At 64.0% G+C, this 22,507-nt stretch carries 20 protein-coding genes and 1 pseudogene; 8 read left to right on the forward strand and 13 right to left on the reverse strand.

Translation table 11 applies throughout. The features are described 5' to 3' along the window. Window positions 1–297 precede the first annotated feature (297 nt). The 6 genes and pseudogenes from phnK to phnG all read right to left on the reverse strand — a co-directional run bounded on the left by phnK (window position 298) and on the right by phnG (window position 4,640). Window positions 298–1,074, reverse strand: coding sequence for a phosphonate C-P lyase system protein PhnK (phnK, locus tag EOA13_RS29965; RefSeq protein ID WP_127297037.1), 777 nt, complete (start codon window positions 1,072–1,074; stop codon window positions 298–300). Between the two features lie 137 nt (window positions 1,075–1,211). After that, window positions 1,212–2,039, reverse strand: a pseudogene (locus EOA13_RS29970) (alpha-D-ribose 1-methylphosphonate 5-phosphate C-P-lyase PhnJ); the annotation flags it as partial. Then, window positions 2,036–2,455, reverse strand: coding sequence for a FosX/FosE/FosI family fosfomycin resistance hydrolase (gene fosX, locus EOA13_RS29975; RefSeq protein WP_127297038.1), 420 nt, complete (start codon window positions 2,453–2,455; stop codon window positions 2,036–2,038). The gene fosX and the pseudogene EOA13_RS29970, both read right to left, overlap by 4 nt. Further along, on the reverse strand, window positions 2,452–3,564 hold the full coding sequence (locus EOA13_RS29980) for a carbon-phosphorus lyase complex subunit PhnI (RefSeq protein WP_127297039.1): 1,113 nt from the start codon (window positions 3,562–3,564) through the stop codon (window positions 2,452–2,454). The genes fosX and EOA13_RS29980 overlap by 4 nt, the downstream gene beginning before the upstream one ends. A 3-nt stretch (window positions 3,565–3,567) precedes the next feature. Continuing rightward, complete coding sequence (gene phnH / locus EOA13_RS29985) at window positions 3,568–4,179, reverse strand: phosphonate C-P lyase system protein PhnH (protein ID WP_127297040.1); 612 nt, start codon at window positions 4,177–4,179, stop codon at window positions 3,568–3,570. After that, a complete protein-coding gene (gene phnG / locus EOA13_RS29990; RefSeq protein WP_127297041.1) occupies window positions 4,179–4,640 on the reverse strand; it encodes a phosphonate C-P lyase system protein PhnG in 462 nt (153 codons plus the stop codon). The genes phnH and phnG overlap by 1 nt, the downstream gene beginning before the upstream one ends. A 132-nt stretch (window positions 4,641–4,772) precedes the next feature. Between phnG and phnF the strand changes: the two genes are divergently transcribed. Continuing rightward, on the forward strand, window positions 4,773–5,522 hold the full coding sequence (gene phnF / locus EOA13_RS29995; protein WP_164780419.1) for a phosphonate metabolism transcriptional regulator PhnF: 750 nt from the start codon (window positions 4,773–4,775) through the stop codon (window positions 5,520–5,522). Between the two features lie 342 nt (window positions 5,523–5,864). On the opposite strand, the gene EOA13_RS30000 is transcribed toward phnF, so the two are convergent. The 6 genes from EOA13_RS30000 to EOA13_RS30025 form a co-directional block, all read right to left on the reverse strand. Continuing rightward, a complete protein-coding gene (locus EOA13_RS30000) occupies window positions 5,865–6,884 on the reverse strand; it encodes a zinc-binding alcohol dehydrogenase family protein (RefSeq protein WP_127297043.1) in 1,020 nt (339 codons plus the stop codon). 66 nt (window positions 6,885–6,950) lie between these two features. Then, window positions 6,951–7,916 carry an ABC transporter permease gene (locus tag EOA13_RS30005; RefSeq protein WP_127297044.1) on the reverse strand — a complete coding sequence of 322 codons (966 nt, stop codon included), beginning with the start codon at window positions 7,914–7,916 and terminating at the stop codon, window positions 6,951–6,953. Further along, window positions 7,913–9,466, reverse strand: a complete 1,554-nt coding sequence (locus EOA13_RS30010; RefSeq protein WP_127297045.1) for a sugar ABC transporter ATP-binding protein — start codon at window positions 9,464–9,466, stop codon at window positions 7,913–7,915. The genes EOA13_RS30005 and EOA13_RS30010 overlap by 4 nt, the downstream gene beginning before the upstream one ends. Window positions 9,467–9,648: 182 nt before the next feature. Then, entirely contained in the window at window positions 9,649–10,641 is a 993-nt protein-coding gene (locus EOA13_RS30015) for an ABC transporter substrate-binding protein (protein ID WP_023812481.1), read from the reverse strand. Between the two features lie 299 nt (window positions 10,642–10,940). Beyond that, window positions 10,941–11,939, reverse strand: a complete 999-nt coding sequence (locus tag EOA13_RS30020) for an aldo/keto reductase (RefSeq protein ID WP_127297046.1) — start codon at window positions 11,937–11,939, stop codon at window positions 10,941–10,943. 60 nt (window positions 11,940–11,999) lie between these two features. Then, window positions 12,000–13,505, reverse strand: a complete 1,506-nt coding sequence (locus tag EOA13_RS30025) for an altronate dehydratase family protein (protein ID WP_127297047.1) — start codon at window positions 13,503–13,505, stop codon at window positions 12,000–12,002. Window positions 13,506–13,733: 228 nt separating this feature from the next. On the opposite strand from EOA13_RS30025, the gene EOA13_RS30030 reads away from it, so the two are divergent. The 6 genes from EOA13_RS30030 (at window position 13,734) to gndA (ending at window position 19,764) form a co-directional block, all read left to right on the forward strand. Further along, window positions 13,734–14,636 carry a GntR family transcriptional regulator gene (locus EOA13_RS30030; protein WP_127297048.1) on the forward strand — a complete coding sequence of 301 codons (903 nt, stop codon included), beginning with the start codon at window positions 13,734–13,736 and terminating at the stop codon, window positions 14,634–14,636. Between the two features lie 197 nt (window positions 14,637–14,833). Beyond that, a complete protein-coding gene (locus EOA13_RS30035; protein ID WP_127297049.1) occupies window positions 14,834–15,190 on the forward strand; it encodes a DUF2946 family protein in 357 nt (118 codons plus the stop codon). Window positions 15,191–15,287: 97 nt separating this feature from the next. Continuing rightward, window positions 15,288–15,827 carry a copper chaperone PCu(A)C gene (locus EOA13_RS30040; protein WP_127297050.1) on the forward strand — a complete coding sequence of 180 codons (540 nt, stop codon included), beginning with the start codon at window positions 15,288–15,290 and terminating at the stop codon, window positions 15,825–15,827. A gap of 40 nt (window positions 15,828–15,867) precedes the next feature. After that, window positions 15,868–16,386: a YcnI family protein gene (locus EOA13_RS30045; RefSeq protein WP_127297051.1), complete on the forward strand. Its 519-nt coding sequence runs from the start codon at window positions 15,868–15,870 to the stop codon at window positions 16,384–16,386. A 53-nt stretch (window positions 16,387–16,439) separates the two neighbouring features. Beyond that, a complete protein-coding gene (locus EOA13_RS30050) occupies window positions 16,440–18,077 on the forward strand; it encodes a copper resistance CopC/CopD family protein (protein WP_127297052.1) in 1,638 nt (545 codons plus the stop codon). A gap of 259 nt (window positions 18,078–18,336) precedes the next feature. Continuing rightward, window positions 18,337–19,764, forward strand: a complete 1,428-nt coding sequence (gene gndA / locus EOA13_RS30055; RefSeq protein ID WP_127297053.1) for an NADP-dependent phosphogluconate dehydrogenase — start codon at window positions 18,337–18,339, stop codon at window positions 19,762–19,764. 9 nt (window positions 19,765–19,773) lie between these two features. On the opposite strand, the gene EOA13_RS30060 is transcribed toward gndA, so the two are convergent. Further along, window positions 19,774–20,829, reverse strand: a complete 1,056-nt coding sequence (locus EOA13_RS30060) for a LacI family DNA-binding transcriptional regulator (protein ID WP_023812490.1) — start codon at window positions 20,827–20,829, stop codon at window positions 19,774–19,776. 403 nt (window positions 20,830–21,232) lie between these two features. Between EOA13_RS30060 and EOA13_RS30065 the strand changes: the two genes are divergently transcribed. Next, window positions 21,233–22,471 (forward strand): ABC transporter substrate-binding protein, encoded by a 1,239-nt coding sequence (locus tag EOA13_RS30065; protein ID WP_127297054.1) that lies wholly within the window; start codon window positions 21,233–21,235, stop codon window positions 22,469–22,471. Window positions 22,472–22,507: the final 36 nt, after the last annotated feature.

Consider the following 22,507-nt stretch of genomic DNA (forward strand, 5'->3'; position numbering starts at 1 on the left):
GAAAGCCGTGGCCTTCACCCCCACCGGCAAGGACGGCGTCTTCCAAGCCTTCTTCAGACATCAGAAAATAGAAACAGTCGACCTCAACCTCTGCAGACGATAAGTGACAAAACTGTTCGCGATGTCCCCGCACACCTGTTCGCGATGTCTCCGGTCCAAACAGGGGGGAGATTGGCAGCTTTTTCGTTGCGCCTGTTCTGCAACGTTGAAGAGTGGCGAAGCCGGGGAGGATAGCCAATCTCCCCCCTTGAGGGGGAGATGGCCGGCAGGCCAGAGGGGGGTGCCTTGGCGCCATCATCAAACCTGCAAAATCGAAGAAACAAGCAATTGCGTATACGGCGCGCGCGGGTCGTCGAGCACGCGGTCGGTGAGACCGCTTTCGACGACGCGGCCGTCCTTCATCACCATCATGCGCTGCGACAAAAGCCGAGCCACCGCGAGGTCGTGGGTGACGACGATTGCCGCCAGGCCAAGATCGGTGACCAGACCGCGCAACAGGTCGAGCAGGCGCGCCTGGACCGAGACGTCGAGGCCGCCGGTAGGCTCATCCATGAACACCAGCCGTGGCCCGGTGACGAGGTTGCGGGCGATCTGCAGGCGCTGGCGCATGCCGCCGGAAAAGGCGCGCGGCTCGTCGTCGATGCGGTCCTCGTCGATCTCGACGCGCGACAGCCAGTCGACGGCGGTGGCGCGGATCTTGCCGTAGTGACGGTCGCCGACCGCCATCAGCCGCTCGCCGACATTGGCGCCGGCCGACACCGTCATGCGCAGGCCGTCAGCCGGGTTCTGGTGGACAAAACCCCAGTCGGTGCGCATCAGGAAGCGGCGCGCGGCCTCACTCATGCGGTAGAGCTCGCGGAACTGGCCGTCGCGCATGCGGTAGCTGGCGGTGCCGGAGGAGGGCAGCAGCCGGGTCGACAGGCAGTTGAGCAGTGTCGTCTTGCCGGAGCCGGACTCGCCGACGACAGCCAGGACTTCGCCCGGCCACAGGTCGAAGGAGACGTTGTCGCAGCCGACGCGCGAGCCGTAGAATTTGGAGAGCGCTGCGACGCGCAGCAGCGGTTCGTCGGTCATTGCTTCTCCTTACCCTCCCCCTTGTGGGGAGGGTCGGCGCGCAGCGCCGGGGTGGGGGTTGAGTGGGGCGTAGATTGGTCAAGACCCCCACCCGCGCCTTCGGCGCGACCTCCCCACAAGGGGGAGGTAGGGGCGTTGCGCCGCTTCTCGCAGTGGTCGGTGTCGGAGCAGACGAACATGTGGCCGCCATGGTCGTCGAGGATGACCTCGTCGAGATAGACATTCTCTGCCGCGCACAGCGCGCAGGGCTGGTCGAAGGTCTGCACCTCGAACGGATGATCCTCGAAGTCGAGGCTGACCACTTCGGTGAACGGCGGCACCGCATAGATGCGCTTTTCGCGGCCGGCGCCGAACAGCTGCAGCGCCGGTGAGCGATGCATCTTGGGATTGTCGAATTTCGGCGTCGGCGACGGGTCCATCACATAGCGGCCCTCGACCTTGACCGGATAGGCATAGGTGGTGGCGATGCGGCCGTGTTTGGCGATGTCCTCGTAGAGCTTGACATGCATGAGGCCGTATTCCTCCAGCGCATGCATTTTGCGCGTTTCGGTCTCGCGCGGTTCGAGGAAGCGCAGGGGTTCGGGGATCGGCACCTGGTAGACCAGCACCTGGCCCGCCGTCAGCGGATGCTCGGGAATGCGGTGACGGGTCTGGATGATGGTGGCGCTGGCCGTGTCGGTCGTCACTGCGACGTTGGCGACCTTCTTGAAGAAGGCACGGATCGAGACCGCGTTGGTGGTGTCGTCGGCGCCCTGATCGATAACCTTCAGCACATCGTTCGGGCCGATGATCGAAGCGGTGACCTGGACGCCGCCGGTGCCCCAGCCATAAGGCATCGGCATTTCGCGCGAGGCGAACGGCACCTGGTAGCCGGGGATGGCGATGCCCTTGAGGATCGCCCGGCGGATCATCCTTTTGGTCTGCTCGTCGAGATAGGCGAAGTTGTAGGTGGCGATGTCGGTCATGGTGCGACTTCCAGTCCCTTGGCGTAGCGCGCCAGCCGCTCAGCGAGCGTGCCGGTGTGCAGTTCGAACATGTGGTTGTCGTCGTCGTAGAAATAGATCGAGCGGCCTTCGCCCTCGACGCGCGGGCGCGGTGGGCGCATGTCGAGGCCGAGCCTGCCGATGCGCTCGGCATAGCGGTCGAAATCGGCGTCATCGATCTTGAAGGCGATGTGGTTGTAGCTGCGCTCCGGCAACGGCTCGCCCTCCATGATGGCGATCCAGATGTCGCCGATCAGGAAGAATTTTTCGCGCGATAGCGAGAACTGCCTGGCCTCGCTGGCATAGACTTCGCGTGCGTCGAACACGCTCTCGAGGATCTTGGTCATCCGGTCGAGGTCGCGGACGATGAAGGTCATGTGGGACAGGCCTTCAATCATTCCGCGGCCTCCCGCTTCTCTTCCACCTTCACTGGGTTTTCGCGGGCGTCGTGGTCGGCGCGCATGCGGCGCACGAGGTCGAGTTCGGCCTGGAAGTCGACATAATGCGGCAGCTTCAGATGTTCGACGAAGCCGGTCGCCTGGACATTGTCGGAGTGTGAGATGACGAACTCCTCGTCCTGGGCCGCGGCGACGACATCCTCGCCGAGCTCGGTTGCACGAAGAGCACGGTCGCAGAGCGCCATGGCCATCGCCTTGCGCTCGCTTTGGCCAAAGACCAGGCCGTAGCCGCGGGTGAATTGCGGCGGTGCCTTGGCCGAGCCTTTGAACTGGTTGACCATCTGGCATTCGGTGACGCGGACAGTGCCGAGCGGGACAGCGAAGGGCAGTTCGGGCACGTCGAGCTCGAGCTCGACCTCGCCGATGCGGATCTCGCCGACGAAGGGATGGTTGCGGGCATAGCCGCGCTGGGTGGAATAGCCGAGCGCCAGCAAAAAGCCCTCGTCGCCGCGTGACAGCGCCTGCAGGCGGATGTCGCGCGCCATCGGAAATTCCAGCGGCTCGCGGGTGATGTCGCCGGGAACGTGACCCTGCGGCATGTCGCCGTCGGGTTCGATCAGGCCTTCGCGGGCGAGGATCGCCGAGACGCGCGGCATGGCTTGCGCTTCCGTCTCGCGCCGCAAGGGCTCGGCGACGTCGGCGCCGGCGGCAAGCTCGGGATCGAGCAGCCGGTGGGTGTAGTCGAATGTGGGCCCGAGCAATTGGCCGCCGGGCAGGTCCTTATAGGTCGCCGACACGCGCCGCTCGACCAGCATGGTGGCGGTGTCGATAGGCCTGGTGTAGCCGAAGCGCGGCAGCGTGGTGCGATAGGCGCGCACCAGGAAGATCGCCTCGATCAGGTCGCCGCGCGCCTGGACGATTGCGAGTGCCGCCAACTCACGGTCGTAGAGCGAGCCTTCGCTCATCACCCTGTCGACGCCGAGCGCCAGCTGCTCGACGATCTGGTCGAGGCGAAGGGCCGGCACCGAACGGTCGCCGCGTCGGCGGTCGGCCAGCAGGCTGTGGGCGTTGGCGATTGCGGCTTCGCCGCCTTTTACCGCGACATACATTTTTTACGCCTCCATCGTCTTGATGCGCGTCGTGCGCGGCAGGCAGGCAATGCCATCTGATGTGGCGAGTATGATGTCGACGCCGCGCGGAAAGCGCTTGATGTTCTGCTTCCACTGCTCGACGAAATGGCGCGGCATCTGTGCCGGCGCGATCGTGGCGCTGGTTTCGATGCCGGGACCTCCAAGCAACAGCGGCGTGCCGGACACGAGATCGCCGACTTGCAGGATCAGCGTGGTCGAACGGTCGGGATAGTCCTGGGTGCCCTGCGAAAAACCATCGAGCGACATCATCTCGGCCGGGGCCGCGATGAAGGCGAAATGCGCATCGGCCGGTGTGTTGGCCAATGGCGCGCCGGTGTGGAACCCAAGCCAGGGTCTGATCGCGGTGGAAGCTTGCAGGGTCTGGTCGAGCCAGAGCGGGGTGTCGTTGTCGCACAGCGCCAATGCGATGGCGCCGGCGGTCGCCGAGAGCGGCGCCGGCGGGCGGGCGAAGGCCGGCAGCGGCTGCACGCTGCCTGGCCGCGCCATTGCGTCCATGACCGCGCGGAACACCGTCTGGGCATTGAAGACCGGATCGGCGAAACCGCCCTCGATCGATTGCGCTGCAATGTCCATCAGTCTTCTCCGCGAACCATGGTGAAGAAATCCACCTTCGTTGCCGCCGTCTCGGCGCGGCGTTTTTCATGCGCTGCGGTCAGAGCCGACCGCAGGGGCGCTATCAGCCCGGTCTCGACCTCATTGCGGCGGGCAGGGTCCTGCCACAGCGCGTCGGCAATGGCCGCCAGCTTCGCCTTCTGCTTGTCGCGGCCAAGCGCATAGCAATGGCCGACCTGCCCGGAGGGCAGCCGGACGGTGGCGCGGGTAACGGTCGCCTCGCCGACATTGAAAGGAGCGCCGCCGCCGCCGATGCGGCCGCGCAGGGTGACAAGGCCGGTTTCGGGGCCGCGCAGCAACTCGGCGTCCGAAGGCAGTCCGGCTTGGTTCCAGAGCCGGACGATGTCATCGCCGCTGGATTGCGCCAGTGTCGCCATGGCGGCCTTGCGCTCGGCCTGGTCGCGGGCTTCCTGTCCTCGCATCAGCAGCATTCCTCTTGGTCAATTTGTCTATTGATATAGACAACTATACAAATTATCACTATTATCTAACGCGTGTCCATGACGGGTGGATGACAGCGATAGAAGACTGGGCGCTGGAAGGTTGGGGCAATGATGGTCGGGCGGCTGGCAGCGGACAGCATCGAGCGGCGCAGTGGCGTTTCGCTGTGGCGGCAGATCGCCGACAAGATCCTGCATGCGATCGCCATAGGCGATTTCATGGAGAATGCAGCACTGCCGCCGGAGGTGGCGCTGGCAGAGCGCTATGGCGTCAACCGCCACACAGTGCGCAGCGCCATATCAGCCCTTGTAAGGGAAGGCGTGCTGCGGGCCGAGCAGGGGCGCGGCACCTTCGTACTGTCGCGCAAGCGGCTGTCCTATCCGATCGGGGCGCGCACGCGTTTTTCGACCGGGCTGCAAGGGCAAACGACGGAACGGCACATCGTCCTGCTCGCCTCGTCGGTCGAGCCGGCCAGCCAGCGCGTCGCCGAGGGCCTTGGCCTTGCCAGGGGAGCCGATGTGATCCGGTTGGAAACGCGCGGCGAAGCCGACGGACGGCCGGTGTCGCGCGCTGCCGGCTGGTTCGAGGCCCGGCGCTTTGCCGGCATCGATGCCGCGATGGCGCAAACAGGCTCGATCACCGCCTCGCTGGCGCGTTTCGGCATCGACGACTATCTCCGGCAATCGACCGTGCTGTCGGCGCGCCATGCCGATGCGGCGGACCTTGCCGACCTCGATCTGCAGCCGGGCGCCATCGTACTGGTCACGGTCGCCGTCAACGTCACGCCGGACGGCCAGCCGATCCAGTTTTCGGAGTCCAGGTTTCCGGCGGAACGGGTGGAACTGAAGCTGTCGGCGCTGTAGGGAGCGCCGGCCTTATACGAGACAGTGATTTATCTGACTCACGCTGATATCAGACCAGTTCGGTCGCGCTCACTTGTCAGCGTCGGCGCATTTGAGGACCGGCTTCCCCCACTCCGTCTCGGCTTCGCCGAGCCACCTCTCCCCCCTCCGGAGGGAGAGGAAGGGAGCCCGCTGGCGGCGGGAGAAGGAGGGAGTCTGGTTGAAGAGCGTTGGCTGCAATAGGCTCGCACCCTTCCTCTACCCCGTCGATCGGGGGAGAGGTGGCTCGGCGAAGCCGAGACGGAGTGGGGGTCGACCTACGCGGGGCGTCGTCAATTCGGGCCGGGTTCGCCGCCTGCCATGTTATGACCCGACCTCGATCACAGCCTTGATCAGGCCGGATTTCTCGTGTGCCCAACGAGCAAGATCATGCGGCGTGCCGGCGAGTGTGGTGCGGTGGGTGACGAGCTTGGCCAGGGGAACGGCGCCGTTGCGGATCGAGGCGGCGACGTGATCGAAGTCGGCGCGCAAGGCGTTGCGGCTGCCGATCAGCGTCATCTCGCGCTTGTGGAATTCCGGATCGGAAAAGCTGATGTCGTCCTTGACGACGGAGACCAGCACCAGCGTTCCGCCATGCGTGACATGGGCGAAGGCCGACTGCACCGACTGGGTGTTGCCGGTGGCGTCGAAGACGACATCGAAGCCTTCGCCTGATGTCGCTTCCCTGACCAGATCGGGCACCGCGCCGCGCGACCCGTCGAGGGTCTGGAAACCAAGCTCATTTGCAGCGAAGGCGAGCCTTTCACTGCTCATGTCGAGCAGTGTCACGTCCAGTTCGGCGATGCGGGCGAAGATGGCGGTGCCGAGCCCGATCGGGCCAGCGCCGATGACCAGCGTGCGGGCGCCGGGGTCGGCGCGGGCGCGCCGCACTGCATGCGCGCCGATGGCCAGGAACTCGACTGCGGCGGCGTCGGCCAGCGAAAGGCCGTTGGCGGGATAGAGATTTTGCGCCGGCACCAGGATCCGTTCGCACATGGCGCCGTCTCGATGCACGCCCAGCACCTCGATCCTGACGCAGCAATTGGGCTTGCCGTGCCGACAGGCGATGCACTTGCCGCAGGAAAGATAGGGGTTGATCACCACGGGCTCACCAACGGCAAGATCGACGCCGTCGCCGGTCTCGACGATCGTTCCCGACACCTCATGGCCCATGATGCGGGGATAGGCGAGGAACGGGTGCTTGCCCTCGAAAATGTGGTAGTCGGTGCCGCAGATGCCGACATGGCTGACCGCCACCAGCGCCCAGCCGGGAGGCGGTGCCTCTGGTGCGGGCCGGTCTTCAAGAACAAGATCGCCGGGCGAACGGCAGAGGACGGCTTTCATGCGCTAATCCAGTCATGAAATCGCCGGCCCGTTGGTGTGGCGGACCAGCGGTTGATTGCGGGGTCGCTACTTGCCGCGGCGGCGCAGGCCGTCGAAGTAGACGATGATGATGATCAGCGCGCCGGTGACGATGCGCTGCCAGAACGAGTTGACGTTGAGCAGGTTGGCGCCGTTGTTGATGGTGGCCAGGATGAAGGCGCCGAGCAGCGGCCCATGCACCGAGCCGACTGCGCCGAACAGCGAGGTGCCGCCGATGACCGAAGACGCGATCGCCTGCAATTCCCAGCCCTCGGCCTGCGTCGGGTTGCCGATGCCGATGCGGGCGGCCAGCAGCACGCCGACAAAGGCGGCGCACAGGCCCGACAGCGTGTAGGCCATGTAGATGGTGCGCTGGACATTGACGCCGGACAGGCGCGAGGCCTCGGCGTTGGAGCCGACCGAAAACAGGTATCGGCCCCAGCGGCTGTGGTGCAGGAAGATATAGGCCGGAATGCCGACCAGGATCACCATCCAGAACAGGTTGGGGATGCCGATGAAGGAATTGCGCGAGAAGGCGGTGAAGGTGTCGCTGTTGATGTTGATCGAATTGCCGTTGGTCATCAAAAGGCCGATGCCGCGCAGCGAGGTCAGCGTTGCCAGCGTGATGATGAAGGGCGGCAGGCCCATCTTGACGATGCCGAAGCCGTGGAACATGCCGATGGCGACGCCGACCAGCAGCGTCACCAGAATGGCGAGCCAGATGGGGAAGCCGGCATTGATCATCATGGCCACGACCACGGTGGCGAAACCGACCACGGCGCCGACCGACAGGTCGATGCCGCCGGTGATGATGACGAAAGTCTGGCCGACCGCCATGATGGCGATCATCGAGCCCTGGCGCAAGAGATTGGCCATGTTGTTGGCGGAGGCGAAGCTCGTCGTCGCCACGGAGAGAAGGATCCAGAGCAGAACCAGCAGCGCCAAAAGTGTCAGCCCAAACAGGACATTATAGTTGCGCTTCGGTTTTTCGACGGCGATCGCCTCGGTGCTCATATCTGTCCTCCCAGCTTTTCTTGTTTCTCGGCGAGCGCCTGCGTGAGAATATCCTCGTGGCTGGCGGCGTGAAAACCGTGCGTCGCCACCAGTTTTCCGCGCCGGAACACATGCAGCGTGTCGGCGAGTTCATAGACTTCCGGCAGATAGGACGAGATCAGGATGATGCCGGCGCCCTTTGACAAAAGTGCGCCGAACAGGCGGTAGATCTCGGCCTTGGTGCCGACATCGACGCCGACCGTCGGTTCGTCGAAGATGAACAGCTTGGCGCCGTGCGCCAGCCATTTGCCGATGACGATCTTCTGCTGGTTGCCGCCCGACAGGCTGGATGCCAGCGCGCCGCGCGTCGGTGTCTTGATGCGCAGATCGGCGATCTGGCGATCGGCCTGCGTCTTCTCCTGCGTGCTCGAAATCAGCAGATTGTTCGAGATACGCTTGTAGATCGGGAGGTTCAGGTTGAAGCCGACCGGCAGGTTGAGGCAGAGGCCCTGGTCGCGGCGGCTCTCCGGCGCCAGCGCCATGCCGAGCTTGATCGCGTCATGTTCGGAATTGACCTGCACCTCCTTGCCGTCCCAGAAGATCTGGCCGGCGGATTTGCGGTGGCGGCCGTAAAGCGTGGTGACGAACTCGCTGCGTCCGGCGCCGATCAGGCCATAGAGTCCGACGATCTCGCCGGCGCGTACCGTCATCGAGACATTCTCGAAGCCCTTGCCGGACAGGTTCCTCGCCTCGATGATGGCGGCGCCCGGCGTGAAATGCTCCTTGTGATAGACCTGCTCGATCGAGCGGTTGATCATCATCTTGACCAGTTCGGCATCGTTGGTCTCGGCGATGTTGCGGGTGCCGACCAGCGTGCCGTCGCGCAGCACGGAAACACGGTCGGCGAGCTCGAACACTTCCTCCATGCGGTGGCTGATGTAGATGATCGTCACGCCTTCGCCCTTCAGCCGGCGGATCAGGGTGAAGAGCTGGTCGGCCTCCTTGCGGGTGAGGTAGGCGGTCGGCTCGTCAAAGATCAGGAATTTGGTGCCGCGCACGGTGGCACGGGCGGCGGCTATCAGCTGCTGCTGGCCGATGGTCAGGTCGCCAAGCGTGACATGCGCCGGCAGGTCGAAGCCGAGGTCGTCGATGATCGTCTGCGCCTGCCTGACCATGGCGCGCTGCTGCAGGATGCCGAAGCGCGAATTCTCCTCGCCGAGGAACATGTTGGCGGCGACCGTCAGGTGACGGCACAGCACGACTTCCTGGTGCACGGCATTGATGCCGAGCGCCATCGCCTCGTGCGGCGTCGCCAGGGCGGCCGGTTGGCCCTCCCAGGCGATCTCTCCGGAGGTGCGCGGCATGACGCCGGTCAGAAGCTTGATGAGCGTGGATTTGCCGGCGCCGTTCTCGCCGACGATGGCGTGTATCTCACCGGACTTGAAGGCGAGGTTGACCGGCTTCAGCGCGTGGGTGCCGGGATAGCGCTTCTCCAGCCCGCGCAATTCGAGGATGGTCCGCCCCGGTTCCAGGACGGGTGCGGGATGCAGTTCCTGCGCCGTCGAAATCATGACAATCCTCCCAGATTGGCCTCCCGGATGGCTCCCCAGGCTGGCCTCACGATTGGCACGCGGCGAGGCAGGGATATGCCTCGAAAACAGCCTGGCTCAGGCGTGCGGATTGCCAAGCCGTTAGTGCGGCAGCTTGTGTCTCCGGGGCGAGGTGCCCCGGAGACGATTGCGGATGCGACGGCTCAGAGCTTCGGATTGAGCAGCGCGTCGATCTTGGGGTCTTTCATGTTGTCCTTGGTCACCAGATTGGCGCCGGTGTCGACATTGGCTTCGACCTTCTCGCCCTTGGAGGCGGCGAGTGCGGTCTTGATGCCGTCATAGCCCATCCGGTACGGATCCTGGACGACGAGGGCGGAAATGACGCCGTCGTTGAGGAACTTGATCAGCTTCTCGTCGCTGTCGAAACCGACCAGCGCCAGTTTGCCGCCAAGGCTGTTTTCCGCGACAGCCTGGCCGACGCCCTGCGCCATGATCAGGTTGGAAGCGAAGATGCCCTTGAGGTTCGGGTTGGCGGTGATCAGGTCGGTGGCGATGTTGAGGCCGGTGGTGGCCTGACCGTCGGCGTATTTGTCGGCGACCAGCTTGAGGCCCGGATATTTGGCGGCCAGCTGTTCGGTGAAGCCCTGCTTGCGCTGTTCGAGCGAGCCGGCGCCCGGTGCGTTGGTGATCAGGGCGACGTCGCCCTCGATCTTGCCGCCGTTGGCGGCGCCGATGGCGGCTGCGAGGCCGTCGGCAGCGACGCGGCCGCCCTGGACGTTGTCGGTGGTCAGGAACGAGGTGAAGGCCTTGGAGTCGGCGCCGGAGTCGATGCCGATGACCTTGACCTTGGCAGCGGCTTCATCGATCGGCTTGCCAAGCGCCTTGAACTCGGTCGGCGCAATGACGATGGCCGCCGGGTTGCTGGCAACGGCGTTCTCGAGGATCGAGACCTGGCCGTTGACGTCGGTTTCAGCCTGGGCACCGAGTTCCGGCACGTTGACGCCGAGATCCTTGCCGGCCTTGCGGGCGCCGGCCAGAACGATCTGCCAGTAGAACGACGTGGTATCCTTGACGATGATCGGAATGGTGACGTCCGCCGCCGAAACCGGCGCCGAATGCATGACGCCGGCGAGCATCGAAGCTGCTGCCAGCGCCATGACGGCGCGGCGGTTGAGAATGCTGGTCGCGAATTTCATGAGGTTTCCTCCCTAAAGTCGCCCGGTGAACGTTACGGAAGCTCCGTCCGGATAGGCGTGGCCCAAACAGAACTTTATCAATAAAAAACAATTGCCATGTTTTGATAATGCATCGAACAGATCGATGCAAGCGGTGTTTGATCCTTCCTTGCGAGGTCTGGCAAAAGCAAATCCACCGCGCTGCTCCCCATTGACGTCGTCACGCTTCCGTTCCGTTTCGGGAATACATGGAATATTAATTCCACCGTTTCGTCAATATGGAATATCCATTCCTCCAGATGCCGCAAGAATATGAAGGTTCACGCGAGCTCCTGCACCAGCGTGTGGGGACGATATCTGGCGTATTCCGTCTCCGGCACGTCGATGTCGAGCAGTTGGAGGTTGCGCGTCAGGTTCGCCAGCTTGGCGGTGCCGGTCAGCACGGTGGCGACGGCAGGTTCATGCAAGGGGAATTGGAACGCGGCGGCGGCGAGCGGATAGCCACCCTCGGTGGCGATCCTTTCCATTGCGCCGACGCGGTCGAGCACGTCATGGCTGGCAGGGCGGTAGTCGAAATGCGCGCCTTGCACCGGCCCGGTCGCCAGGATGCCGGAGTTGAACACGCCGCCAATGACCAAGGAGGTCTGCCGCGCCCGGCATAGGGGCAGCAACTCCGCTTCGGCACTGCGGTCGAGCAAGGAATAGCGGCTGGCGAGCAGGATGCAGTCGAGCGGCGCCTCGCGCATCACGTCCAGACAGATCTGCACCTCGTTGACGCCAAGCCCATAGGCGGAAATGACGCCGGACCGTTTCAGCTCTTCGAGTGCCTTGAGGCCACCGTCCATCAGGTCGCGAAAGTGCAGCTTGGTCTTCTCGACACCATGGGTGTAGGCGCCGATGTCGTGGACAAACAGGATGTCTATCCTGTTTAGGCCAAGCCGCGCATAGCTGAACTCGACCGACCGCATAATGCCGTCATAGGAATAGTCGTAGTCGAGCGCGAAGGGCAGCGGATCGACATAGGAGTGATCGGGAACCTGATCGCCCGGCACCGGGCGGAACAGCCGGCCGACCTTGGTCGACAGCACATAGGAATCGCGCGGCTTGTAGCGCAGGAAGTCGCCGAAGCGGCGCTCCGACAGTCCGAAACCGTAAAAGGGTGCGGTGTCGAAATAGCGCAGGCCGGCATCCCAGGCGCCCTGCAGCGTCTCCATCGCCGCTTCGCGCGAACAGGCGCGGTAAAGGCCGCCAAGTGCAGCGCCGCCAAAGCTGACCTCGGTGACTTCCAGCGCTGTCTGGCCGATGCGGCGTCTTTCCATGCACAACCTCCCCGTGGCCCGCCGCTGACCGGCGCGCAGTCTACTTTATATCAGTAAAATCTAAAGTGTTGCGCCCAGATGCCAGGGCACGAACTCGTTGTCGCCGTAGCCGAAGTCCTCGCTCTTGGTCTTGCGGCCGGAAGCCGTCTCGACGATCAGTTCGAAGATCTCGCGACCCATGCCGGCGATGGTCTTTTCACCCGAGGCGATGACGCCGCAATTGACGTCCATGTCCTCCTCCATCTGGTGGTACATCGTCGAGTTGGTGGCGACCTTGATCGACGGCGTCGGGCGGCAGCCGAAGCAGGAGCCGCGGCCGGTGGTGAAGACGATGACGTTGGCGCCGCCCGCCACCTGGCCGGTCGCCGAGACCGGGTCGTAGCCGGGCGTGTCCATGAACACCAAGCCACTGCCGGTGACTTTTTCGGCATAGCCGAAGACACCGTTGAGCGGCGTCTGGCCGCCCTTGGCGACGGCACCCAGCGACTTTTCCAGGATGGTGGTGAGGCCGCCGCGCTTGTTGCCGGGCGAGGGGTTGTTGTCGATCGAGGCGCCATGCTTGGCGACGTGATCCTCCCACCACTTCACGAAACCATCGAGCTTCTGCGCGATCTCCGGCGTTGCCGCGCGGTAGGCAAGAAGATGTTCGGCGCCGTAGATCTCGGTCGTCTCGGAAAGGATGCCGATGCCGCCGACGCCGGCCAGGATGTCGACGGCAGCACCCAGCGCCGGGTTGGCCGTAATGCCCGACATGCCGTCCGAGCCGCCGCACTGCAGGCCGACGACGATCTCGCTGACCGGGATCGGCTCACGCTTCAACTGGCCGACTTCCTCGGCAATCTCGGCCAGCACGCCCATTGCCTTTTCAACCGATTTGCGCGAACCGCCGGCGTCCTGGATGTTGAAATGGCGTTTGCCGGCAGCGACACCCTTCTGGCCGTAGAGGGTGACCTGGTTGACCTCGCAGCCAAGGCCGACCATCAACACCCCGCCGAAGTTGGGATGGCGGGCATAGCCGGCAAGCGTGCGGTGCAGCACCATCATGCCGTCGCCGGTGCCGCTCATGCCGCAGCCCTGACCGTGGACGATCGGCACGAAGCCGTCGATGCCGGGATATTTCGGCAGCAGGGTCCGGTTGGCGGTATCGGCGATGGAATGGCAGACGGTGGCCGAGCAATTGACGCTGGCGATGATGCCGATGAAGTTGCGCGTGCCGGCGCGGCCATCGGCGCGGCGATAGCCCATGAAGGTGCGGGCGCGGTCTGCCTCCGTCGCGTGCTCGGCCTCGCTCGGCGGCACGACCGGCAAGCGACCGGATTCGAAAACCAGATTGTGCGAATGAACGTGCTCGCCCGCTGCGATGTCCTGTGTCGCGCGACCAATCGCCTGGGCGTATTTGACCACGGCCTCGCCGGCGGCGATCGGCTTGATCGCCACCTTGTGGCCGGGCTCGATCAGCGCGGTGGCGACGGCACCGCCCGGCAGCGCGGTGCCGATCTCGATGCGGCCATTGGCGACGGCGACATTGTCGGCGGGGGACAGAAGAATGCTGTTGGAGGCGTTCACGGGCGGTTTCCTGGGTGATCCTGGGTTGCGCGGGCGGATTGACACGCGCCTGTTTAGAGATAATGTCTTTTATCGTGAAAAAACAGTTTTGCGTCAATTGTTTTTTCGCTGGGGGTTCCGCATGTCCTTGGGTTTTTCCGGAAAGCGATTTCGCTTTTCAGGGTCATGGGAACGTCATATTGCGCTTCAAGCCGGCCGCCGCAAGCGACGGCGTGCAACGGATCAGGGATGTCGAAGAGCAACAACGTCTACAAGGATGCCTACAACCGCTGCCTGCGGCTGCTCGATGAAACGCGCAGCCTGCCTTCGGAGCCGGAACTGGGCACCTTGCTTGGCGTCAGCCGCACCACCGTCCGCACCATTCTTGCGCGCATGGAAGAGACCGGGCTGATTGCCTGGAACAAACGCGCCAAGACGGTGCTGCGCGAACCACGTCCCGCTGATTTCTTCCCCGAGGAAGAGACCGACACGCTGGCCGAGATCATCGAGCGGTCGTTTATGAGACGGCTGCTGGCCGGTGGCGCCGAGGCCGGCATGCAGATCAACGAGCTCGAACTGGCGCGCGAGATCGGCGTCGGCACCACCAGCGTGCGCGAGTTCCTGATCCGCTTCTCCCGCTTCGGTCTGATCGAGAAGCGTCGCAACAGTCACTGGGTGCTGAAGGGCTTTACGCGTGCCTTCGCGCTGGAGCTGACCGAAATCCGCGAAATGTTCGAACTGCGCTCGGCGGCTGCCTTTGCCGCTTTACCGCAGGACAGCGCGGTCTGGACCGATCTCGACCGCCTGGAAGACGAGCATCGCCAGTTGGCAAACGACATCGCCACCCGCTTCACCGAGTTCTCCGAACTCGACGAGCGCTTCCACCGGCTGATCCACCGGGCGTCGCGCAACCGCTTCATCGTCGATTTCTACGATGTCATCGCCATGATCTTCCACTACCATTACCAGTGGAACAAGGCGCAGGAACGCGAGCGCAACGAAGTCGCGATCGGTGAGCATCTGGTCTACATAGAGGCGCTGAAATCACGCGATCTCGGCAAGGTCGACGCCGCTTGCCGCAGGCACCTGAAGTCGGCGCGCCAGACATTGCTGACCTCAATCCCGGAGAGCCGGTCGCTGCAAAAATCCTGAGCCGCATCGCGGCTCAGAGTCTCGTTTCATGCATGTCGTTGTCCCAAAACCGCTATACACTTTTGGGCGACATGCATTGAGCCTGCCGTGTCGGCGCCGCGGCGATTTGGCGATTTTCCACCCGCCAGCCCCGTGCTAGGAATGTCGCATTGCTGCGAAGAGGCAGGGCTTTGAGCGTATCGAGGAGACGGTGGAGCATGCCGGTCGCGCTGGTCGCGGCCTATCTGCTGTTGCTCCAGTCGACGCTCGGAGCATTCGCCTTCGGCACCGGTCCCAATGCATCGCAGCTCGACGCCTTCGGCAACGTCATCTGCACCCATGAGGGCGCAACCCAGCTTCCCGGCGACAACCAGCCGCCGTCCCATCTTCCGGCATGCTGCGTGCTCGGCTGCAGCATGGTTTCGGCGGCCTTTGCGCCGCCGCCCGGTGCTGGCCTGGCGCTGAGCAGCCTTTCCTTCAAAACGGTCGCCTTTGTCTTTCCGGCCGCCATCCATCTCGACTTTGCGCGTGAGCGCTCGCCGTCGAACCCGCGCGCGCCGCCGCTGACGGCCTGAGCCTGTTTGCCCGGCGAAACCTTTCGTGGGCGTACCCATCCAAAGATCAAACTGCTCGCGACCGGCAACGGCGCGACCTTCACTTCATGGAGCAACCATGTCCTATTTTTTCCCTGACGCCGCGCGTCTTATGCCCGGCGGCATTCTACGAAGCATCGAAGAGCGTGTCGGCATTGCCGTGCTGGCTCTTGCGCTGCTGTTCACAGGCGCCCAGTCCGTCCTCGCGCATGAGTTCAAGGTTGGCGATCTCGAGATCGGCCACCCCTGGTCGCGCGCCACGCCGGCCGGCGCCAAGGTGGCCGGCGGCTATTTCACCATCACCAACAACGGCAGTGCGCCGGACCGGCTGGTGTCGATTTCCTCCGATGTCTCTGAAAAGGCCGAGCTGCATCAGATGGGCGTCAAGGACGGCGTCATGACCATGCGGCCGGTTGCCGGTGGCCTGGAAATTCCGGCCGGCGGCAAGGTAGCCCTTGCGCCTGGCGGCTATCATTTGATGTTCATCGGCCTGAAGCGACAACCCAAACAGGGCGAAAAGTTCTCAGCCGTCCTGACCTTCGAAAAGGCCGGCGCCGTCAGCGTCGATTTCGCTGTCGAAGGCATGGGCGGTGGCGCCATGGACGATCACGCCAATTGACCGCGCCAGTTGACAAATTTTGAAAATCCGAGGGACCATCATGAACAAATATCTTTTGTCAGCCGGCGCACTTCTCGCGCTCGGAACCAGTGCTGCCTTCGCGCATGTCACGTTCGAAACCCAGGAGGCGGCGGTCGGCTCGACCTACAAGGCCGTTTTGCGGGTGCCGCATGGCTGCGACGGCAAGGCGACGACCGCCGTGCGCGTGCAGATTCCGGAAGGGGTGATCGCGGTGAAGCCGATGCCGAAGCCTGGCTGGACGCTGCAGGCCAAGAAGGGCAAGTACGACAAATCCTACCAGCTCTACGGTCAGGCGGTGACCGACGGGGTCAAGGAGGTCGACTGGAGCGGCGGCAGCCTGCCAGATGAATTCTACGACGAGTTCGTCTTCCGCGCGACGCTGACGGCGGATCTCCCTGTCGGCCAGAAGCTTTACTTCCCGGTTGTGCAGGAATGCGATGGGGCCGCCGACCGCTGGATCGAAATCCCGGCAGCCGGCCAGGATGAGGACGCGCTGGAAAACCCGGCACCCGGCATCAAGCTGTTGCCGAAGAAATGATTTTTTGGGCGGCGCGCTCAGACCAGCGCGCCGCTATTCTCCTTGGCGGTGACATGAGCACGACGTCCTTCTTGCAAACGGCTTGCATGGCCGGCCGCCGCGCCGGCCGGCTGGTCGTCGGCCCGCTGGCCCTGATCGTGTTTCTTGCCATCATGACCGGGCCAAATCAGGCCTTTGCCCATGCCGCGCTGATCACGACCGATCCGGCCGATGGCGCGGTGCTGGAACAGGGGCCGGCACAGTTCTCGCTCACCTTTAGCGAGCCGGTCTCGCCGCTGGTGTTGACCCTGGTGAGGCCCGACGGAACGCCGGTTCCGCTGTCATCCTTCCGTCTCAGCGACCAGACCGTCGAGATCGACAATCCGCAGCCGCTCAAATCCGGCACACATGTCTTGAGCTGGCGCGTCATCTCCGCAGACGGTCATCCCGTCGGCGGATCCCTGCTGTTTTCCATCGGCGCGCCCAGCGAGCCGCCCGCCGTATCCGAAGTTGTCGACTGGCCGTTGCGGTCGGCTATCTGGGCGAGCAAAATCTTTCTCTACGTCGGCCTTTTCCTCGGCGTTGGTGGCACCTTCGCGCTTGCCTGGTTGGCCGGAAGTGCCCGTGCCGGGCAGCGCTTCGTTGCAGTTGCAATCCTGAGCGGGCTGGTCGCAACGTGCCTGTCGCTCGGCTTGCAGGGGCTTGATGCATTGGGGGCGCCGCTCTCCCATCTGGCACAATCGGTCATCTGGCGGACCGGGCTCGGTACCAGTTTCGGCTGGACAGTACTGGTCGCGCTGATCGCGCTGGGGCTTGGCCTGCTGTCGCTGGCCGGTCCCCGCGCCACCGCCAAACCATTGGCGCTGGCCGGTCTGGCCGGGGTGGGGGTTGCCCTTGCCGCCAGCGGCCATGCCAGTGCCGCCGAACCGCAATGGCTGACGCGGCCGATGGTGTTCCTGCATGGGGTCTGCATCGCGTTGTGGGCCGGCGCATTGGTCCCACTCGGGCTGGCGCTGAAGGGGCAATCGGCGGGGGCCACGCCATTCCTGCGGCGGTTTTCTTGGGCGATCCTGCCGGTGGTGGCCGTGCTTGCCTCTGCCGGCATCGTGCTTGCCGTCATCCAGGTGCAAACACCCGCGGCATTGGTCGACACCGCCTATGGAAGGCTGCTGCTGATCAAGCTGGGGCTGTTGGTCTTTCTGTTCACGCTCGCCGCCGTCAATCGCTGGAAACTTACGGCATCGGCCGAGGCGGGATCGACGGAAGTTCAACGCCGGCTGGTCCGCTCGATCGGCGTCGAGATGTTGATCGTGTTGACTATTTTCGGCGTTGCCGCGGGCTGGCGCTTCACACCGCCGCCACGAGCCCTGGCGATTGCGGCAGCGCAACCGGTGTCGGTCCATATCCACGCGCTGCAAGCGATGGCCGATCTCAGCATCACTCCCGGCCATGCCGGCCCGGTCGTTGCTTCGATGGTCATCATGAGCGGCGATTTCGGCCCGCTCGACGCCAAGGAGGTGACGCTTGTGCTGTCAAAGCCCGATTCCGGCATCGAGCCGCTGAAGCGCGCTGCGAGCAAGCCCGGCGACGGCAGCTGGCGCGTCGACAACCTCGTCATCCCGGTGCCCGGCCGGTGGACAGTGCGCATCGACATACTGGTCTCGGATTTTCAGATGGTGAAGATCGAGGCGCCTGTCGATATCAGGCCGTAAGGCCGGACCGACACGAGCTTGGCCGGCCATCCGCGCAACACAATTCGGCGAGGCGGTTGACGCGGCCCGAAAGGCCCGTCAATCATCACGTGAAGAATGGCATCCCGTGAAGAATGGCATCCCGTGAAGAATGGCATCCCGTGAAGAATGGCATCCCGTGAAGAATGGCATCCCGTGAAGAATGGCATCCCGTGAAGAATGGGCATCCCCGCAAATCGCGGGCTCGAACCAACAAAGATCCGAAAGCAGGGAAGAAACGATGGAAAATGCCGAAATCGGCCTGATCGGCCTTGGCACGATGGGCTCCAACCTGGCGCTCAACATCGCCGAGCATGGGCACCGCATCGCCGTCTTCAACCGCACCAGGGCGCGCACGGACGCTTTCATCGAGAATGCCGGCGCGCTCAGGGACATGATCGTGCCTTGCTACAGCCTGGAAGAACTCGCCGCCGCGATCCGGCCGCCGCGTCCAATCATCATCATGGTGCTGGCCGGCAAGCCGGTCGACGAACAGGTCGCGGCTCTGCGCGGCGTGCTGTCGGCCAACGACATCGTCATCGACGCCGGCAACGCCAATTTCCGCGACACGATGCGGCGCTTCTCCGAGCTTTCCAGCTCGGACCTCACCTTCATCGGTATGGGCGTGTCCGGCGGCGAGGAGGGCGCGCGCCACGGGCCGTCGATCATGGTCGGCGGCACGGAGGACTCCTGGAAGCGCGTCGAGAAGGTGCTGACGGCGATCTCCGCCAAGTTCAAGGACGAGCCCTGCGCGGCATGGCTCGGCACCGACGGCGCGGGACATTTCGTCAAGACCATCCATAACGGCATCGAATATGCCGACATGCAGATGATCGCGGAGATCTACGGCATCCTGCGCGACGGCCTAGGCATGGGGCCGAAGGAGATCGGCACGGTGTTTTCCAACTGGAACAAGGGCCGGCTCAATTCCTACCTGATCGAGATCACCGCCAAGGTGCTGGCATCAGACGATCCGAAGACCGGCAAACCGGTGGTCGACATCATCCTCGACCGCGCCGGCCAGAAGGGCACCGGCAAATGGTCGGTCATCGAGGCGCAACAACTCGGCATCCCGGCGACGGCGATCGAGGCGGCGGTTGCGGCGCGCGTGCTTTCGTCGATCAAGGACGAGCGGCTGGCGGCGGAAAAGGCCTATGGCAGCGCCGGCGTGACGAAGATTTCCGGCGACAAGGACGAATTGCTGCATGATCTCGAACTGGCGCTGTTCGCCGGCAAGATCGCCGCCTACGCCCAAGGTTTTGCGGTGATGAGCGGCGCCTCCAAGGAATTCAACTGGAACCTGCCGATGCCGACCATCGCCAGGATCTGGCGCGCCGGCTGCATCATCCGCTCGCAGATGCTCGACACCATGGCGGAGGCCTTCAGCAAGGGCGGCGCCTCGACCAACCTCCTGATGGCCCCGGCCTTCATCGCGCTGATGCAGGAAGCGCATCCGTCGCTGCGGCGCATCGTGGCGAGGGCTTCGGAGGCCGGCTCGCCGGTTCCGGCGCTGTCTTCCGCACTTGCCTATTTCGACAGTTACCGCCAGGGCCGCGGCACCTCGAACCTGATCCAGGCGCAGCGCGACTTTTTCGGCGCGCACGGCTTCGAGCGTATCGACGACAAAGGCGCGTTCCATGGGCCGTGGGGAAGCGGTGCGGCTGGTTAACCCAAGGGCCTAAACGGAAACCGGCGGGCTGAACGCCCGAACCTCGCTGGTGGCGACCAGGCGCTGCAACGAGCCGGGTGCGGCGCCGCCGATCCAGCCGAGCACGGAGCGGGCGAGATCGGAGCCGGCCAGGCGGAAGTTCTCGTTGACGACGAGCAATTCCGGCCGGAACAGGTGCAACAGGTCCGACGACTGCTTGGACACGACATCGACGTCGCGGCCAAGCTTGAGGCCGGCATCCTCGATGCCGGCGACGATCGCCAGTGTCGCGGCGGCAGCGCTGCTGACGAAGCCGTCCGGCCTGTTCTCGCGGCGCATCACCTGCGCGGTCCTGGTCCTGATCTGCTCGATCGTGTGATCGATGGAAACAGTGTTGAACGGAATTTCGCTGGCTCCGACCTCGCTTAGCGCATCGGCAAAGCCGTTCAGCGTGTGGCCATAATAGGTCAGCCCGGGCGGTGGCGACAGAAGCGCCAGCTTGTGCCTGCCCATGCTCGCCAGCCGGCGCACGGCTTCCATCGCGAAAACATGGTTGTCGAAGTCATGGTAGGGATGGACGAGGCCCATGTCGGTGCGCCCATGCGTGGCAAAGGGCATGCCGTGCTCGAGCATGTAGCGGGCGCGCGGATCGTTCGGTTGGGTGCGCGAAATGATGACTCCGTCGGCCGAGCCGGTCTCGACGAGATAGCGGATCGGCTCCATCGGATCCTGCGAGCGGGAATAGGGCGTGACGATCAGGTGATAGGGCGTTTCGGCGAGCACTTCCGAAACGCCGTAGATGATGTCCGAGACGAAGCTCATGATCTCGCGGTCGGTGTTGAGCACGAGGCTGATGACATTGGTCCTGCCGGTGCGCAGACGCACGCCGGCGCGGTTCGGCCGGTAGCCGATCTGCTTGGCGACCAGCTGGACGCGACGCCTGGTTTCGGCGCCGATTTCCGGGGCATCCTTCAAGGCGCGTGACACGGTGGTGACGCCGAGCCCGGTCATGAAGGCAAGCGTCTTCAACGTCGGCCGTCCCTGTGCCGAGGTCTCCCCGTTCTTGTCCGTACGCTGTCTGTCCATTCGTCCCGCCCGTCAGGCGCATAGCAGCCGCGAGCCATGTCGGCAATCGCCGCCATAGCGGTACGATATGCGTTCCAGCCCCGGCAAAGCCTCAATATACTGAAACGTTACAGATTGCCATATCGAGTTACATGTCCCTCGCCGCGAGGTGGATGGTTCTTTTGCGAAACGCATTGGGATTCCAGGAGAAATCGCCTCTGCCGCCGCCTTTTGTCCGTATCAAGCGGCATTTCGGTGTTTGCGCCGCAGCAAACCATGCTGCAGTGCATGGGAAGCGCGATCATTCATGCGAATTTGTTCGCGATCCGAAAAAATATCGAGGGCGCTTCGTTGACGGGTTGCACAGTCCGCGCAATTGCCGTATCGAAAATCTGTAACGTTTCAGATTCTGGGAGGAGCCGAAATGCGATACAAACTTTTGACCGCTGCGCTGGCAGCGACGGCCGCGTTGCAGTTTGCCGGCCAGGCGGCCGCAACGGACCTGGAAGTCACTCATTGGTGGACGTCGGGCGGCGAGGCCGCGGCGGTTGCGGAACTTGCCAAGGCATTCGATGCGACCGGCAATCGCTGGGTGGACGGCGCCATTGCCGGTTCCGGCGGCACGGCGCGGCCAATCATGATCAGCCGCATCACCGGTGGCGATCCGATGGGCGCCACGCAGTTCAACCATGGCCGGCAGGCGGAGGAACTGGTGCAGGCCGGCCTGATGCGCGACCTCACCGACGTCGCCACCAAGGGCAAGTGGACTGATGTCGTCCGGCCGAAGAGCCTGCTCGACGGCTGCACCATCGACGGCAAGATCTATTGCGTGCCCGTCAACATCCATTCCTGGCAGTGGCTGTGGCTGTCCAACGAAGCCTTCGCGAAGGCCGGCGTGCCGTTGCCGAAGGACTGGAATGAATTCGTGGCGGCAGCGCCGGCACTGGAAAAGGCCGGCATCATCCCGCTCGCAGTCGGCGGACAGGCCTGGCAATCCTCCGGTGCCTTCGACGTGCTGCTTGCGGCTGTGGGCGGCACGGACACGTTCCTCAAGGTCTACAAGGACAAGGATGCCAAGTTCGCCGCCGGGCCCGAAGTCGCCAAGGTCTTCAAGGCCGCGGACGATGCCCGCAAGATGGCGAAGAACACCAATGTCCAAGACTGGAACCAGGCGACGAACCTGGTCATCACCGGAAAGGCCGGCGGCCAGATCATGGGCGACTGGGCGCAGGGCGAGTTCCAGGTTGCCGGCAAGACCGCCGGCAAGGATTATACCTGCCTGCCGGGCCTTGGGCTGAACGAGGTGATAGCCACGGGCGGTGACGCCTTCTATTTCCCGCTGCTCAAGGATGCCGACAAGAGCAAGGCGCAGGAGGTGCTGGCCGAGACGCTGCTCGATCCCAAGACGCAGGTTGCCTTCAATCTGAAGAAGGGATCCCTGCCGGTGCGCGGCGACGTCGATCTCAATGCGGCCAACGACTGCATGAAGAAGGGCCTCGCCATTCTCGCCAAGGGCGCGGTCATACCGTGGACGGACCAGCTGCTTTCGCAGGACACCCAGAAGCAGAAGGAAGATCTTTTCGCCGAATTCTTCGCCAAGCCGGAACTGACCGTCGAAGACGCGCAGAAGCGCTTCGCCGACCTCATCGCTTCGGCGGACTGACGCTGGAGGCAACCCGCCTCATTCCCGGCCTTGCGA

Origin of the sequence: Mesorhizobium sp. M7A.F.Ca.US.011.01.1.1, assembly GCF_003998295.1 — a bacterium.
Taxonomy (GTDB): domain Bacteria; phylum Pseudomonadota; class Alphaproteobacteria; order Rhizobiales; family Rhizobiaceae; genus Mesorhizobium.